General features: G+C 63.8%; 13 protein-coding genes and 1 pseudogene. 11 read left to right on the top strand and 3 right to left on the bottom strand.

What is annotated here, in order from left to right:
• Positions 1 to 149: 149 nt before the first annotated feature.
• The 3 genes from GDH07_RS24585 to GDH07_RS24575 form a co-directional block, all read right to left on the bottom strand.
• Positions 150 to 521 carry a translation initiation factor Sui1 gene (locus GDH07_RS24585; protein WP_022642068.1) on the bottom strand — a complete coding sequence of 124 codons (372 nt, stop codon included), beginning with the start codon at positions 519 to 521 and terminating at the stop codon, positions 150 to 152.
• A gap of 197 nt (positions 522 to 718) precedes the next feature.
• Entirely contained in the window at positions 719 to 1,255 is a 537-nt protein-coding gene (locus GDH07_RS24580; protein WP_022642067.1) for an NUDIX hydrolase, read from the bottom strand.
• 3 nt (positions 1,256 to 1,258) lie between these two features.
• Complete coding sequence (locus tag GDH07_RS24575; RefSeq protein WP_022642066.1) at positions 1,259 to 2,326, bottom strand: DUF2333 family protein; 1,068 nt, start codon at positions 2,324 to 2,326, stop codon at positions 1,259 to 1,261.
• A 288-nt stretch (positions 2,327 to 2,614) separates the two neighbouring features.
• Here GDH07_RS24575 and GDH07_RS24570 point away from each other — a divergent pair, with 288 nt between their 5' ends.
• The 11 genes and pseudogenes from GDH07_RS24570 (at position 2,615) to purD (ending at position 16,065) form a co-directional block, all read left to right on the top strand.
• Positions 2,615 to 4,285 (top strand): response regulator, encoded by a 1,671-nt coding sequence (locus tag GDH07_RS24570; RefSeq protein ID WP_022642065.1) that lies wholly within the window; start codon positions 2,615 to 2,617, stop codon positions 4,283 to 4,285.
• Positions 4,286 to 5,784: 1,499 nt separating this feature from the next.
• Positions 5,785 to 6,300, top strand: a pseudogene (locus GDH07_RS32955) (methyl-accepting chemotaxis protein); the annotation flags it as partial.
• A gap of 320 nt (positions 6,301 to 6,620) precedes the next feature.
• On the top strand, positions 6,621 to 7,073 hold the full coding sequence (gene aroQ / locus GDH07_RS24560; protein ID WP_022642063.1) for a type II 3-dehydroquinate dehydratase: 453 nt from the start codon (positions 6,621 to 6,623) through the stop codon (positions 7,071 to 7,073).
• Positions 7,074 to 7,121: 48 nt separating this feature from the next.
• Positions 7,122 to 7,586 (top strand): acetyl-CoA carboxylase biotin carboxyl carrier protein, encoded by a 465-nt coding sequence (gene accB, locus GDH07_RS24555; RefSeq protein WP_022642062.1) that lies wholly within the window; start codon positions 7,122 to 7,124, stop codon positions 7,584 to 7,586.
• A gap of 17 nt (positions 7,587 to 7,603) precedes the next feature.
• On the top strand, positions 7,604 to 8,962 hold the full coding sequence (gene accC / locus GDH07_RS24550) for an acetyl-CoA carboxylase biotin carboxylase subunit (protein ID WP_022642061.1): 1,359 nt from the start codon (positions 7,604 to 7,606) through the stop codon (positions 8,960 to 8,962).
• 179 nt (positions 8,963 to 9,141) lie between these two features.
• A complete protein-coding gene (gene prmA / locus GDH07_RS24545; protein ID WP_022642060.1) occupies positions 9,142 to 10,020 on the top strand; it encodes a 50S ribosomal protein L11 methyltransferase in 879 nt (292 codons plus the stop codon).
• Positions 10,021 to 10,050: 30 nt separating this feature from the next.
• Positions 10,051 to 11,376 (top strand): DUF3426 domain-containing protein, encoded by a 1,326-nt coding sequence (locus GDH07_RS24540; RefSeq protein WP_152899152.1) that lies wholly within the window; start codon positions 10,051 to 10,053, stop codon positions 11,374 to 11,376.
• 195 nt (positions 11,377 to 11,571) lie between these two features.
• The gene (gene dusB / locus GDH07_RS24530) at positions 11,572 to 12,585 is read left to right on the top strand and encodes a tRNA dihydrouridine synthase DusB (protein ID WP_085595376.1); all 1,014 of its coding nucleotides are present in this window, start codon (positions 11,572 to 11,574) and stop codon (positions 12,583 to 12,585) included.
• Positions 12,582 to 12,902 (top strand): DNA-binding transcriptional regulator Fis, encoded by a 321-nt coding sequence (gene fis, locus GDH07_RS24525; protein WP_003186237.1) that lies wholly within the window; start codon positions 12,582 to 12,584, stop codon positions 12,900 to 12,902. Before dusB ends, fis begins: the two co-directional genes overlap by 4 nt.
• 83 nt (positions 12,903 to 12,985) lie before the next feature.
• A complete protein-coding gene (purH, locus tag GDH07_RS24520) occupies positions 12,986 to 14,593 on the top strand; it encodes a bifunctional phosphoribosylaminoimidazolecarboxamide formyltransferase/IMP cyclohydrolase (protein ID WP_053132248.1) in 1,608 nt (535 codons plus the stop codon).
• 182 nt (positions 14,594 to 14,775) lie between these two features.
• Positions 14,776 to 16,065 carry a phosphoribosylamine--glycine ligase gene (purD, locus tag GDH07_RS24515; RefSeq protein WP_152899151.1) on the top strand — a complete coding sequence of 430 codons (1,290 nt, stop codon included), beginning with the start codon at positions 14,776 to 14,778 and terminating at the stop codon, positions 16,063 to 16,065.
• Positions 16,066 to 16,089: the final 24 nt, after the last annotated feature.

Here is a 16,089-nt window from a genome sequence, read left to right as displayed (position 1 = left end):
CGATTAGCCTGCAAGCGCAATAGACCACGCATGCAGGGCCGAGTTTAGAAACCGTTCATGAACAGGCTCTGTGAAAACCATGGAGACGACGCCAACGTCCTGAGCCAGTCAGGACAGCGTCCAGTCAGAGGTGGTTTTCACAGAGGCTGCTAGCCGCCGGACTTCTTCGCCGTGAAACCGCGCTTGACCAGTTCCGCCAAGAGTAGCTCGACGTGGTCGCCCTGGATCTCGATCACGCCCTCTTTCAAGGCGCCACCGGTACCACAGCGCTTCTTCAACGCCGCGGCCAGTTCCTTGAGGGCGTCTTCGGCCAGGGGCACGCCGGTGATGGTGGTCACCGTCTTGCCACCACGACCCTTGCTTTCGCGACGCACGCGAGCAATGCCGTCGCCGGCTGGAATCACGCTTTGTTTGCAGATACAGGCGGCCACCGGCTGGCTACAGTCCGGGCAATGTCGACCTGCGTCGGTGGAAAACACCAGGCCGCCAAGGGCGGCGAAGGATGCGGCTTTTTTGGCCACCGGCAATCCTCTTGGGAGGACAAAGACTGGTCGGGGCACATGGCGGTGTCGCCGACCGCGAAGCCCCACTCAGGCAGGGGCAGCGCTACTGGGCCAGGTCCCTTGCGGGGATAGCGCTGACTCAGCTTGAAAAGGCGCGCAGTGTAACGGCAAAAAGCCGACTTGCTAAGAGCCAATCGGCGTCAATTTATGCAACTTTAACGACGTCGCGCCAGATAGCGCTGCAAGGCGGCCAGGGAGTCCGGGCAATAGGGCTTCTCGTGGATTTCCCGCAGCACCTGGTCCAGGGGCAGGAAGCGTGCTTCCAGCACTTCCTCGGGCTGCAAACGCAGCGGTCCGTCCCATACGGCGGAGAAGGCCGAGCACCACAGGCGATTGTCGGTGTCCTCGAAGAAGAAGTGGTCGTGGGCGACCAGCTCGACTCCACTCACCCCCAGTTCCTCTTCCAGTTCACGGGCCGCCGACTCGGCATAGCTCTCAGTGGCAAGGACCATGCCGCCGGCGGCGACATCCCAGTAACCCGGGTAGATGGCCTTGCTCAGGGTGCGCCGGTGCACGCATAGCTCACCGGCGGAGTTGAACAGCATGATGTAGGTACCACGGCCGATCAGGCCCCGCTCGCGCAGCTCCGAGCGGGCCATGGCGCCCAGCAGCTGGTCCTCGCCATCGACCCAGGCGATCTGTTCGGCATCGGAGGCGGCGCGGTGGGCCGCCTCATTGGTGGTCGCGACCATGGATCAGCCCTGGTTGAGCAGTTGGCGCAAGTCGATGACTGCTGCGTTGGCACGGGAAATGTAGTTGGCCATGACCAGCGAGTGGTTGGCCAGGACGCCGAAGCCGTTACCGTTGAGGATCATCGGGCTCCAGACAGTCTCCTGGGAGGCCTCCAGTTCGCGGATGATCTGGCGCACGCTGACGGTGGCGTTCTTCTTGGCCAGCACATCGGCGAAGTCCACTTCGATCGCGCGCAGCAGGTGCGACAGCGCCCAGGCCTGGCCACGCGCCTCGTAGAACACGTTGTCGATCTGCATCCATGGAGTTTCTTCGATTTCCTCGCCTAGTTGCGGAACCTGGCCCGGAGCCGGGACTTCGGTCTTCAGCGCAGTGTTGAGCTTGACCCGGCCGACGCTGGCCGACAGCCGCTGGGACAGCGAGCCAAGGCGCGTCCCCACGTCACCCAGCCAGTTGTTGAGGTTGTCGGCCCGGGCATAGAACTGCGCGGTCTTCTGGTTCGGGTCCGACAGCCGCGCCTGGTAGCGGCTCAGGGAGTTGATGCCTTCCAGGTATTCCGACTCGCTGGAGGGCAGGATCCAGCTCTTGTTGTCGAAGTTGAAGCGTGGCTCGGCCTTGGCCAGGTCGGCGTCTTCGGCGGACTGCGACTGGGACCGGGCGAAATCCTTGCGCAAGGCGCGGGTCAGGTCGCGGACCTGGACCAGGACCCCGTATTCCCAGCTGGGAATGTTGTCCAGCCAGATGCCCGGTGGGAAACGGTCGTTGGAGATATAGCCGCCCGGCTTGTCGAGCAGGGTGCTGACCACGGTCTTGAGGGTTTCCACGGTGGTGTAGCCCACCACCATCTGCCGGCCTTCCTTCTCGGCGGCGAGCTGGGCGTTCTGCTGGACCGGGAACAGCGCCGGTTCCTGGCTCCAGTACCAGCCCAGGGCACCGGTGACCAGCAGGTACAGGCCCAGCAAGGTCGCCAGGGCGCGACTGAACAGCAGGCTACCGAAATAGCTGCGTGTCGCCGACTTGGGTTGGGCGGCCCGTTCCGGCGCGCTGTCTGCGCGGTTCTTCCAATCCAGCATGGCTATATCCTTTCAATCACTTGGGTTCATCGATTCGACCGCAACCCTACTCCATCGTGCCTTGCCCTGGCGGGATAAATCTTCAGGCAAACGCGCGCCGCGCAACGATTGCGTATCGGGCGACCACTATAAATGAAGCACAGTCCGCAGCCTATGCGAGCAGTCGGTGGCGAACCCGGTCAAGTCGCTTTGCACATTATTGACGTACGACACTCATGGGAGCCGAAAGTGGTGCTAGCATAGAGCCACCAGTCGATCTCAGCATGCACCCTAACTAGTAGTCAGGATATGACCGAGCCAGAAGACCCCAGCCGTGAGCGCCTCAAGCACCACTTTGCCCAGCGGGTAATTCATCAGGCACGGCAGATCCTGGAGATCTGGCAGCGGCTGCAGCGCAGCGAGTGGTCGTCCACCGACATGTCGGAACTCTGCGAAGCCAACCTGCGTCTGCTGCGTTTCGCCGAACGCTTCGAACAACCCGAGCACTCCCAGCTGGCCCGCAGCATCAGCCAATCGCTGGAAGCGGTGGATGCCAACCGCGGCCGCCTGAGCAGCCACCTGATCACCGAACTCAACCGCCTGATGCAGCGCCTGTCACGCACCGGCCTGCGCCATGGCGATCAGCTGGAACAGACCTTCCTGCCGCCGCTGCGCAAGCCGATCTACGTGATGCTGCAGGATCACGACCGGGCCGAACGCCTGGCCAAGCAGCTGGAGTTCTTCGGGCTCAGCGCCCAGCCCCTGGACAGCATCGCGGCGTTTCGTTCATCCATGGTCGAGCGCCTGCCGGCGGCCATCGTCATCGACGTGGACTTCTGCGGACCCGGCATGGGCCTGACCCTGGCCGCCGAGGCCCAGGTCGGCCTGGAGCAGAAGCTGCCGCTGCTGTTCTTCAGCCTGCACGAAACCGACACCCCGACCCGCCTGGCGGCCGTGCGCGCCGGTGGCCAGGAGTTCCTCACCGGCACCCTGGAAGCCTCCAGCCTGCTGGAAAAGATCGAGGTGCTGACCTGCGTCGCCCAGTACGAGCCGTATAAAGTGCTGATCATCGACGACTCCCGGGCCCAGGCCCTGCACACCGAGCGCCTGCTCAACAGCGCCGGGATCGTCACCCGCACCCTGATCGAACCGATCCAGGCCATGGCCGAACTGGCGGACTTCCAGCCCGACCTGATCATCCTCGACATGTACATGCCGGCCTGCACCGGTACCGAGCTGGCCAAGGTAATCCGCCACAACGACCGCTACGTCAGCGTGCCGATCATCTACCTGTCCGCCGAGGACGACCTGGACAAGCAACTGGACGCCATGAGCGAAGGCGGCGACGACTTCCTCACCAAGCCCATCAAGCCGCGCCACCTGATCACCACGGTGCGCAACCGCGCGGCCCGGGCGCGCAACCTCAAGGCGCGGATGGTCCGCGACAGCCTGACCGGCCTGTACAACCACACCCATATCCTGCAATTGCTGGAAGATTGCTGCTTCCGCGCCCGCCGCGAGAACAAGCCGCTGAGCTTTGCCATGCTGGACATCGACCACTTCAAGCGAGTCAACGACAGCCACGGCCACCCCATGGGCGACCGGGTGATCAAGAGCCTGGCGCTGTTCCTCAAGCAGCGCCTGCGCAAGACCGACTTCATCGGCCGCTACGGCGGCGAGGAGTTCGCCATCGTCATGCCCGATACCGACCAGGACGCGGCATGCCAGGTGCTGGACGAAATCCGCCAGCGCTTCGCCGAGATCCATTACCCGGCCCAACCCCAGGACCTGTGGTGCACCTTCAGCGCCGGAGTGGTGCAAATGCAGGAAGACTCCGACAGCCTGATGATGGCCAGCCAGGCGGACGAGGCCCTGTACCGGGCCAAGCACAGCGGCCGCAACCGGGTGCAGAGCGCGCGGCAATCAAGTCAAAGTGCCATCTTTTCATCCGAATCCACCGATTCGGTCATAACCTTGTAATACAACCGCAATAAATTCAGGCGCTTGCCATTCAAGTCGTTGGTAGAGCCCCGATGCGCCTGAAGTTGCTGACCAATCTCAACACCCTTCTATTAGTTGCCGTGTGCGTGGCCCTGGGGGCGACACTGTGGTGGTCGCAGCGCGCCCTGGAACGCCCCTACCTGCTGATGGAGCGCTACCTGGGCCTGTCCCAGCAATTCCAGAACCAGGCTGCGCGCAATATCGAGGACTACCTGGCAAGCGGCGACGCCCTGCGCCTGAGCAGTGCCACCCAGGCCATCGAGGCCCTGCAGGGCGGACTGTCCGAACTGCCACCGCAACTGGCACATAGCCTGAGCCCGAGCCTGGCCAGCCTCGCCGACTTCAGCAAGACCGACTTGCTGGCGGCGGGCAAACTGGCGGGCGACCCCCAGGCCCTGCTGCTGCAGGCCGAACGCGAACTGGGCGCCAACCTGGAGCAACTGAGCCAGTACGCCGGCGGCGCCACCAGCGCTGAGGCCAGTGCCTACCTGCCGTTGTTGCTGGCCGCCTCCCAGCACCTGGGCAAACTCTCGCTGGCCCGGGACAAACTGGTCAGCAGCGGGCGCAGCGAACTGGCGAGCGACGTCGAGCGCGAACTGAACAACATCCGCGCCCAGGCCGACCGCCTCGAGGCCTTGCCTCTACTGGGTGTGGCGACCAGCAGCGAATCGAACACCGATGACTTCGCCGCCATGATGGGCCTGGAGAACACCCAGAAGAGCGCCGCCGAAGATGCCGGCATCGGCCTCAAACGCGAACTCAACAGCCTGCTCAGCCGCTATCCCGCCGAGCTTGCGCGCACCCGCGAGCAGATCCAGAAACGCGCCGAGCTGAGCGCCGCGACCTTGCTGAAGATCACCGCCGTACAGCAAGCGATCGCCGCACTGGAACCGGAAGTGCGCGCCCAGCACGGCCAGATCCAGGGCGAAGTGCGATTGATGCAGGGGCTGATGATCGGCCTGATCCTGCTGATCGCCCTGGTGATCGATACCCTGCAGCGCAAGCTGGCAAGGGTCCTGACCAACCTCGCCCCGGCCCTGTCGACCTGGGCCCAGGGCGATTTCAGCCAGCCGATCCAGCTGGGCAAGACCAACTACGAACTGCATGCCATCGAAGCATCGCTGAACCGCCTGCGGGCCTACCTGGTGGACCTGGTGGGCACTATTCGCCAGAACGCCGAACAGGTGGCCGGCAGCAGCCGGGCCCTGGCCGACCTCAGCAGCGGCCTGCACAGCGGCGCCGAACGCCAGGCTGGCGACACCGCGCAAATCCGCGATGCGCTGGGCGAGCTGGAAGCCACCATCCAGCAGGTGGCCGGTGATGCCAGCCAGGCTGCGGATGCCAGCCGCAGCGCCGGCCTGGCGGTCCAGCAGGGACAGAAAGTCATAGGCCAGAGCCTCACCGGCTTGCATGCCCTTGTCGGGGAAGTCCAGGGCAACGCGCAGATGATCGAACACCTGGCCCAGGAATCGGCCACCATCGGCGGCGTGCTGACGGTGATCCGCTCCATTGCCGAACAGACCAACCTGCTGGCGCTGAACGCCGCCATCGAGGCCGCCAGGGCCGGCGAGATGGGCCGGGGGTTTGCCGTGGTCGCCGAGGAAGTGCGTTCCCTGGCCCAGCGCACCTCCGGCGCCACTGCACAGATCCAGGCGTTGATCGCCGGACTGCAGAGCGCCGCACAGCAATCGGTGCAGGGCATGCGTGCCCAGGTCGAGCACGCCGAGGCCACCGCCAGCCAGGCCGAGGCCGCCGATGGCGCATTGGATGAAATCGTCGGGGCGATCCAGACCATCGCCGAGACCGCGGTGCGGATCGCCGATGTCACCGCCCAGCAAAGCGGCGCGGTCAGCGAGATCCGCGACCACAGCGAACGCATCCACCAACTGGGCGGCGACAACCTGCTGCGCATCGGCGAAGGTCGGGCCCAGGGCGAGAACCTGCTGGACCTGGGCGGCCAGTTGCACACCGCTGTACAGGCCTTCCGCGTCTGAACCGAACCAGGCTGGCAGCCGCCTTTGGCTGTGCCGATATTTGCGGGAGCCTTCATTTACGGTCCTGGCGCAGCCTGTGCCGGGCCGCTGCAAACCAGCGCCACAAAAAAGCTCCGGGCGCGCCCAAGATCGGCGAAAAAGTCGCCAACCACTTCAACAGCGCTTTATGACGGGCATATGACCGGATTTCCGCACTCGGTCACATATTTCGCGCAAACATCGGTCATCGTGCTGGCTATTGCCGGGAACTGGACAGTCACAAAGTCTTTCCGGCATAGTCGCCGGGTTCTGACAACCGCCCCGATAACAAGGAACGACCGATGGCCACCCTACTGGTTCTCCATGGCCCCAACCTGAATCTGCTCGGCACCCGCGAACCGGGAGTCTACGGCGCCACGACCCTGGCCCAGATCAACCAGGACCTGGAGCAACGGGCCCGTGCCGCCGGGCATCACCTGCAGTACCTGCAAAGCAACGCCGAGTACGAATTGATCGAGCGTATCCATGCCGCGCGGGACGAAGGCGTGGATTTCATCCTGATCAATCCAGCAGCTTTTACACATACAAGCGTCGCATTACGTGACGCGTTGCTGGCGGTGAGCATCCCATTCATCGAAGTGCATTTGTCCAACGTGTACAAACGCGAACCTTTCCGCCATCACTCCTACTTTTCAGACGTTGCGGTAGGAGTGATCTGCGGCCTTGGCGCCAGCGGTTACCGACTGGCCCTGGAGGCCGCCCTGGAACAGCTTGAAATACAGGCAAGTGCTTGAACAACAAGCGTTAAACGCCCCTGACCGACCCCTGGGAGTTGATGATTCATGGATATTCGTAAAGTCAAGAAACTGATCGAACTGCTGGAAGAGTCCGGCATTGACGAGCTGGAGATCAAGGAAGGCGAAGAGTCCGTACGCATCAGCCGTCACAGCAAGACTCCAGCCCAGCAGTACTACGCTCCGGCTCCAATGGCCGCAGCTCCAGTAGCCGCTCCAGCCGCCGCAGCTCCTGCTGCCGCTGCCGCCCCGGCCGCTGCCGCCGCACCTGCGCTGAACGGCACCGTAGCCCGTTCGCCAATGGTCGGTACCTTCTACCGCAAGTCCTCGCCAACCTCGCCAGCCTTCGTCGAAGTCGGCCAGAGCGTGAAGAAGGGCGACACCCTGTGCATCGTCGAAGCGATGAAGATGATGAACCACATCGAAGCTGAAACCAGCGGTGTGATCGAATCGATCCTTGTCGAAGACGGCCAGCCGGTTGAGTACGACCAACCGCTGTTCACCATCGTTTGAACTGCGGAGAGTCTTTGATGAAGCCTGCGAAGTTGGAAAAAGTCCTGATCGCCAACCGCGGCGAAATCGCCCTGCGGATCCTGCGTGCCTGCAAGGAAATGGGGATCAAGACCGTAGCCGTCTATTCCAAGGCCGACAAGGAGCTGATGCACCTGGGCCTGGCGGACGAGTCCGTGTGCATCGGCCCGGCGCAAGCCGCGCAGTCCTACCTGCACATCCCGGCCATCATCGCGGCCGCTGAAGTCACCGGCGCCACCGCGATCCACCCTGGCTACGGCTTCCTGGCGGAAAACGCCGACTTCGCCGAGCAGGTGGAGAACTCCGGCTTTTCCTTCATTGGCCCCAAGGCCGATACCATCCGCCTGATGGGCGACAAGGTTTCCGCCAAGCACGCCATGATCGCCGCCGGCGTACCCACGGTTCCAGGTTCCGACGGCCCGCTGCCGGAAGACGAGGAAACCGCGCTGCGCATCGGCCGTGAGGTCGGCTATCCGGTGATCATCAAGGCCGCCGGTGGCGGTGGTGGTCGCGGCATGCGCGTGGTGCACAAGGAAGAAGACCTGATCGCCTCGGCGAAGCTGACCCGCTCCGAAGCCGGCGCGGCATTCGGCAACCCGATGGTCTACCTGGAGAAGTTCCTGACCAACCCACGCCACGTGGAAGTCCAGGTCCTCTCCGACGGCCAGGGTAACGCCATCCACCTGGGCGACCGCGACTGCTCGCTGCAGCGCCGTCACCAGAAGGTACTGGAAGAAGCTCCGGCCCCGGGCATCGACGAGACCGCCCGCCAGGAAGTCTTCGCTCGTTGCGTCCAGGCGTGCATCGACATCGGCTACCGCGGCGCCGGCACCTTCGAGTTCCTCTACGAGAACGGCCGCTTCTACTTCATCGAGATGAACACTCGAGTACAGGTAGAGCACCCGGTATCGGAGATGGTCACCGGTGTCGACATCGTCAAGGAGATGCTCAGCATCGCCGCTGGCAACAAGCTGTCCATCCGCCAGGAAGACGTGGTGATCCGCGGTCACTCCCTGGAGTGCCGGATCAACGCCGAAGACCCGAAAACCTTCATGCCAAGCCCAGGCACGGTCAAGCACTTCCACGCCCCGGGCGGCAACGGCGTGCGCGTCGACTCGCACCTGTACAGCGGCTACGCGGTTCCTCCGAACTACGATTCGTTGATCGGCAAGCTGATCACCTACGGGGCAACCCGTGACGAAGCCATGGCGCGCATGCGCAATGCGCTGGACGAAATCGTCGTCGACGGGATCAAGACCAACATCCCGCTGCACCGCGACCTGACCCGTGACGAAGGCTTCTGCAAAGGGGGAGTGAACATTCACTACCTGGAGCACAAGCTGGCCGAGCAACACTGATCGGCATTCGCCACACCACCAAGGCCGCTTTCGAGCGGCCTTGGTGTTTCTGCAGGAGCAAGGCTCCTGCAAATGCCTGCCGCCTTGCCGCTGTCGTCTTCTGCCTCCTGCTCGCGTAAACTTGCGCGCTTCTCGCGGCCCACTAGGCTGCACATCACATATTTTCAAAGGTGCCCGCCATGCCTTGGCTGCAAGTCCGTCTCGCCATCAGCCCAGAACAAGCCGAAACCTATGAAGACGCTTTTCTTGAAGTCGGCGCCGTTTCGGTGACCTTCATGGACGCCGAGGATCAACCGATCTTCGAACCCGAGCTGAACACCACCCCGCTGTGGTCCCACACCCACTTGCTGGCCCTGTTCGAAGGTGGCACCGAGGCCGCCAGCGTGCTGGCCCACCTCGAGCTGCTGACCGGCAGCCCGCTGCCCGAACATCACAGCGAAGTCATCGAGGACCAGGATTGGGAGCGCAGCTGGATGGACAACTTCCAGCCGATGCGTTTCGGCCAGCGCCTGTGGATCGTCCCCAGCTGGCATGCCGCTCCGGAACCGGATGCGGTCAACCTGCTGCTGGACCCGGGCCTGGCTTTCGGCACCGGCACTCACCCGACCACCGCCCTGTGCCTGGAGTGGCTCGACGGCCAGGACCTGAAGGACTGCAACGTCCTGGACTTCGGTTGCGGCTCGGGGATCCTGGCCATCGCCGCCCTGCTGCTGGGCGCCAAGCGCGCCGTGGGCACCGATATCGACGTGCAGGCCCTGGAAGCCTCCCGCGACAACGCCGGGCGCAACAACATCGCCGAGGAACTGTTCCCGTTGTACCTGCCGGAGCAGATGCCCCAGGAACAAGCCGACGTGCTGGTGGCCAACATCCTGGCCGGTCCGCTGGTGTCCCTGGCGCCGCAATTGTCCGGCCTGGTCAAGCCAGGTGGACGCCTGGCGCTTTCGGGCATCCTTGCCGAGCAGGGTGACGAGGTCGCTGCGGCCTATGCCCAGGACTTCGATCTGGACCCGATCGCCAACCTCGATGGCTGGGTGCGCATCACCGGCCGTCGGCGCTAGAATGGCCGCCTGCATAATCCGGATGGCCGCATGACCGACAGTTTCGTCACCCAGTGCCCGCATTGCCAAACCAGGTTCCGTGTCAGCCACGCCCAATTGAGCGTGGCTCGCGGAGTGGTTCGTTGCGGCTCCTGCCTGCAGGTGTTCAACGCTGCGCGACAACTGCTCGAGCAGCGCGCGGCCAAGGAAGGCGCGGCCAAGCCGCTCGCCAAGCCGACCGCACCCGCACCGGTGACGACACCCACGACCACACCGCCGCCCCCTCCGGCGGCAGAACCGGAACAGCCGACGCCGCAACCCGCTGCCGAGCAGGAACCGGCTCCAGCACAGCGCGCCATCAGCCAGAAACAATGGTCGGCGGCGGAAATGGACCTGGACCATCTGGACCTCGACGAGGAACTGGCCAAGCTCGAACAACGGGAAATCCAGCCGGCCAAGACCTTCGGCCAGGAGCGCCCCACCCGGGAAAACGGCCTCAGCGCCCGGCGTGACCAGCAGGACAACGACGAAGCCAACTGGCCCGACGGCCTGTTCGGCAGCGCCGGCGAGCAGGACGAACCGGCCAGCCTCAAGGCCCCGGCCAAGGACGACGCCGAGCCCGAGCCGGCCAAGGCCGCCCGCACCGAACCCTCGCTGTCCTTCAACCTGGCGGACCTTGACGACGAACCACCGTCCCCCAAGTTGCGCCTGGACGCCGACCTGGAATCCTTCGACGCAAAGCCCCCTGCGCCTGCCCTCGAGGACGAAGACGAAACCCCAGTCCCGGCACCGGGCAAGAAACGCCGCGAACGCAGCGAACCGGGAGTCCAGGACGAAGTGCTGCTGGACCTGGTCGACGACCCGCTGCACCTGGATTGGCAAAAGCGTCGCTCGCCCTGGGGCCGACGCCTGCTCTGGCTGTTGCTGATCCTGCTGGCCGCCGGTGGCCTGGCAGGTCAGTACATCGCCTATCACTTCGACGAGCTGGCCCGCCAGGACCAGTACCGCCCCTGGTTCCAGCAACTGTGCCCGGAATTCGGATGTACGGTCCCCTCGCGCGTGGACATCGGCCGGATCAAGAGCAGCAACCTGGTGGTGCGCAGCCACCCGGAATTCAGCGGGGCCCTGGTAGTGGACGCCATCATCTACAACCGTGCGCCCTTCTCCCAACCGTTCCCGCTGCTGGAACTGCGCTTCGCCGACCTCAACGGCCACCTGATTGCCAGCCGTAGCTTCAAGCCCGGTGAATACCTGGGCGGCGACCTGCAGGACGCGGCGGAAATGCCGCCGCAAACCCCGATCCACATCGCCCTCGATATTCTCGACCCCGGACCCAAAGCCGTGAACTACAGTCTGAGTTTCCACTCGCCAGAGTGAAACGGCTGGAAGAGTTGACGGACGACTCTGGATTGACGACAGATTTATGACAGCTCCCCGCGTATCGCTCGCGGTAGCCGGCAGAAGAACTGTTCAGATTTTATCCAATTCAGCCTTTATCCGGTCATCGAGAGCGGGTATCATGCCAACCCTTTTTCGAACTCTCATGATCCGGCCCCACAACAGGGAAGTCCTATGTCGGCGGTACGCATCGGCCCATACACACTGCAAAACGGCTTGGTTCTCGCCCCGATGGCGGGAGTTACCGACCAGCCCTTTCGTCAGCTTTGCAAGCAATTGGGTGCCGGCCTTGTAGTCTCGGAAATGGTCACCAGCGACATGAGCTTGTGGAACAGCCGCAAATCGCGGCTGCGCATGATCCACGAAGGCGATCCCGAGCCGCGCTCGGTACAGATTGCCGGTGGCGATGCACAGATGCTGGCGGACGCCGCCCGCGCCAACGTCGAGTTGGGTGCACAGATTATTGATATCAACATGGGTTGCCCGGCGAAGAAGGTCTGCAACAAGGCCGCCGGCTCCGCATTGCTGAAAGACGAAGTCCTGGTCAACGAGATTCTCCAGGCGGTGGTGGCCGCGGTGGACGTACCGGTCACCCTGAAGATCCGCACCGGCTGGGACCGGCAGAACAAGAATGGCCTGACCGTGGCGAGGATCGCCGAACAGGCTGGCATCACGGCACTGGCGGTCCACGGTCGGACCCGCGCCGACCTGTACACCGGTGAAGCCGAGTACGACACCATCGCTGCGATCAAGCAGGCGGTGTCGATCCCGGTCTTCGCCAACGGCGATATCGACTCGCCCGAGAAAGCCCGGCAGGTATTGAATGCCACCGGCGCCGACGGGCTGTTGATCGGCCGGGCCGCCCAGGGGCGGCCATGGATTTTTCGTGAGATCGAACACTTCCTGCGCACCGGTGAAACCCTCCCGGCACCGCAGCTGTTCGAAGTGGAGCGGATTCTGCTGGAGCACCTGGCCGCGCTGCATGCCTTCTATGGGGATGTCATGGGCGTACGCATTGCGCGCAAGCATGTGGGCTGGTATCTCGCAACCCTGCCGGGCGCCAGGGAGTTTCGCGCCCACTTCAATCGTTTGGAAGATACGGAAGCACAGTGCGCCAACGTCCGTGAGTTCTTCGCCGGACGTTACAAGAGCCTGGAGACAGGGGACGGAGAGGGGGTGGCCGCATGACGATGATGACCGAGACTTTAGTGAGTGGAACAACACCCGTGAGCGACAACGTGAATTTGAAACAGCACCTCAATACCCCGAGCGAAGAAGGCCAGACCCTTCGCGGGAGTGTCGAGAAGGCGCTGCACAATTATTTCGCCCACCTTGAGGGCGCTGCCGTCACGGACGTGTACAACCTGGTGCTCTCCGAAGTCGAGGCCCCGTTGCTCGAAAGCGTGATGAACTACGTCAAGGGCAACCAGACCAAGGCCAGCGAACTCCTGGGTCTGAATCGCGGAACCCTGCGCAAGAAACTCAAGCAGTACGATTTGCTGTAAGCATTCAACCAAACCAGAAAGGCGCCCGCGTAAAAAACGGTCGCCTTTTTTGCTGACCCCCTAGCTTGTTGATGGAAATTGAGATGACCGACCAGACTACCCGCCTGCCGATCCGCCGCGCCTTGATCAGTGTTTCCGACAAGACCGGGATCCTCGAATTCGCCAAGGAGCTGGAAGCCCTCGGTGTCGAGATCCTCTCTACCGGCGGGACCTTCAAGCTGTTGCGAGACAATGGCGTGTCCGCAGTGGAAGTCGCCGATTACACCGGTTTCGCGGAAATGATGGACGGCCGGGTCAAGACCCTGCATCCGAAGATCCACGGCGGCATCCTGGGTCGTCGCGGCATCGACGACGCCATCATGAACGAGCACGGCATCAAGCCGATCGACCTGGTGGCGGTCAACCTCTATCCCTTCGAAGCCACCATCTCCAAGCCCGGCTGCGACCTGCCGACCGCTATCGAGAACATCGACATCGGCGGCCCGACCATGGTTCGCTCGGCAGCCAAGAACCACAAGGACGTGGCCATCGTGGTCAACGCCAGCGACTACGCCAGCGTCCTGGACAACCTCAAGGCCGGCGGCCTGACCTACGCCCAGCGCTTCGACCTGATGCTCAAGGCCTTCGAACACACAGCAGCCTACGACGGCATGATCGCCAACTACATGGGCACCATCGACCAGGCCCGGGATACCCTGTCCACCGAAGGCCGCAGCGGCTTCCCGCGCACCTTCAACAGCCAGTTCGTCAAGGCCCAGGAAATGCGCTACGGCGAGAACCCGCACCAGAGCGCGGCCTTCTACGTCGAGGCCAAGAAAGGCGAAGCCAGCATCTCCACCGCCCTGCAGTTGCAAGGCAAGGAACTGTCGTTCAACAACGTGGCCGACACCGACGCCGCGCTGGAATGCGTGAAGAGCTTCGTCAAGCCGGCCTGCGTCATCGTCAAGCACGCCAACCCCTGCGGCGTGGCCGTGGTGCCTGAGGACGAGGGCGGCATCCGCAAGGCCTACGACCTGGCCTACGCCACCGACACCGAGTCGGCGTTCGGCGGCATCATCGCCTTCAACCGCGAGCTGGACGGCGAAACCGCCAAGGCCATCGTCGAGCGCCAGTTCGTCGAAGTGATCATCGCCCCGAAAATCTCCCAGGCTGCCCGCGAAGTCGTAGCGGCCAAGCAGAACGTACGCCTGCTCGAATGCGGCGAGTGGCCGGCCGAACGCGCCGCCGGTTGGGACTTCAAGCGGGTCAACGGTGGCCTGCTGGTGCAGAGCCGCGATATCGGCATGATCAGCGCCGATGACCTGAAGATCGTCACCCAGCGCGCGCCGACCGAACAGGAAATCCACGACCTGGTATTCGCCTGGAAAGTGGCCAAGTTCGTCAAGTCCAACGCCATCGTCTACGCCAAGAACCGCCAGACCATCGGTGTCGGCGCCGGCCAGATGAGCCGCGTCAACTCCGCCCGCATCGCCGCCATCAAGGCCGAGCATGCCGGCCTGCAAGTGCAGGGCGCGGTCATGGCTTCCGACGCCTTCTTCCCGTTCCGCGACGGCATCGACAATGCCGCCAAGGTCGGTATCCGCGCCGTGATCCAGCCTGGCGGCTCGATGCGTGACGCCGAAGTGATCGCCGCTGCCGACGAAGCCGGCATCGCGATGGTATTCACCGGCATGCGCCACTTCCGTCACTGATTTACGGCAATCGGCCGCACTGAAGCAGGCATCTGCTGCGTTGAGGCCGGTTCCACTGATGCTCATTGCCAGAAGGCAACTCCGCTCATCGGAACCGGCCCCGCCTTGCATCTACCTGTTTCATTGCGACCTCGTACAACGTGAGGCTTCGCCTCCCGTCCGAAAGAATTCGAGGTTTTGACATGAAAGTTTTGATCATTGGTAGCGGCGGTCGTGAACACGCCCTGGCCTGGAAAGTCGCTCAGGACCCACGGGTCGAAAAAGTATTCGTCGCTCCCGGCAACGCCGGTACCGCCATCGAGGCCAAGTGCGAGAACGTGGCCATCGACGTGCTGGCCCTGGAGCAGCTTGCCGACTTCGCCGAGAAGAACGTTGCCCTGACCATCGTCGGTCCGGAAGTGCCGCTGGTGGCCGGTGTGGTCGATCTGTTCCGCGCCCGCGGCCTGGACTGCTTCGGCCCGACCCAGGGCGCCGCCCAGCTGGAAGGCTCGAAGGCCTTCACCAAGGACTTCCTGGCGCGCCACAAGATTCCGACCGCCAACTACCAGAACTTCACCGAGATCGAGCCGGCCCTGGCCTACCTGCGGGAAAAAGGCGCGCCGATCGTGATCAAGGCCGACGGCCTGGCCGCCGGCAAGGGCGTGATCGTCGCCATGACCCTGGCCGAGGCCGAGGAAGCCGTACGCGACATGCTCGCCGGCAACGCTTTCGGTGACGCCGGTTCCCGCGTGGTGATCGAGGAGTTCCTCGATGGCGAGGAAGCCAGCTTCATCGTCATGGTCGACGGCAAGAACGTGCTGCCCATGGCCACCAGCCAGGACCACAAGCGCGTCGGCGATGGCGACACTGGCCCGAATACCGGTGGCATGGGCGCCTACTCGCCTGCCCCGGTGGTCACCGCCGACGTGCACCAGCGCGTGATGGACCAGGTCATCTGGCCGACCGTGCGCGGCATGGCCGAGGAAGGCAACGTCTATACCGGCTTCCTCTACGCGGGCCTGATGATCGACAAGGCGGGCAACCCGAAAGTCATCGAGTTCAACTGCCGTTTCGGCGACCCGGAAACCCAGCCTGTCATGCTGCGCCTGCAATCGAGCCTGGTGCTGCTGGTGGAAGCGGCCCTGGCCCAGGCCCTGGACAAGGTCGAGGCCCAGTGGGACCCGCGTCCGAGCCTGGGCATCGTCCTGGCGGCCGGCGGCTATCCTGGTGACTATGCCAAGGGCGCGACCATCACCGGCCTGGACGCCGCAGCCGCGCTGGAAGGCAAGGTCTTCCACGCCGGCACCGCGCTCAAGGACGGCCAGATCGTCACCGCCGGTGGCCGGGTGCTGTGCGCCACCGCCATGGGCGCCAGCGTCGACCAGGCGCAGCAGCAAGCCTACCGCCTGGCGACCGAGATCGACTGGCAGGGCTGCTTCTACCGCAAGGACATCGGCTACCGTGCCATTGCCCGCGAGCGCGGCGAGCAATAAGGCTCGCACGAAACCCCGGCAAGG

The sequence above is a fragment of the Pseudomonas piscis genome (assembly GCF_009380155.1).
Taxonomy (GTDB): domain Bacteria; phylum Pseudomonadota; class Gammaproteobacteria; order Pseudomonadales; family Pseudomonadaceae; genus Aquipseudomonas; species Aquipseudomonas piscis.
This window is presented reverse-complemented; position numbering and strand designations above follow the sequence as displayed.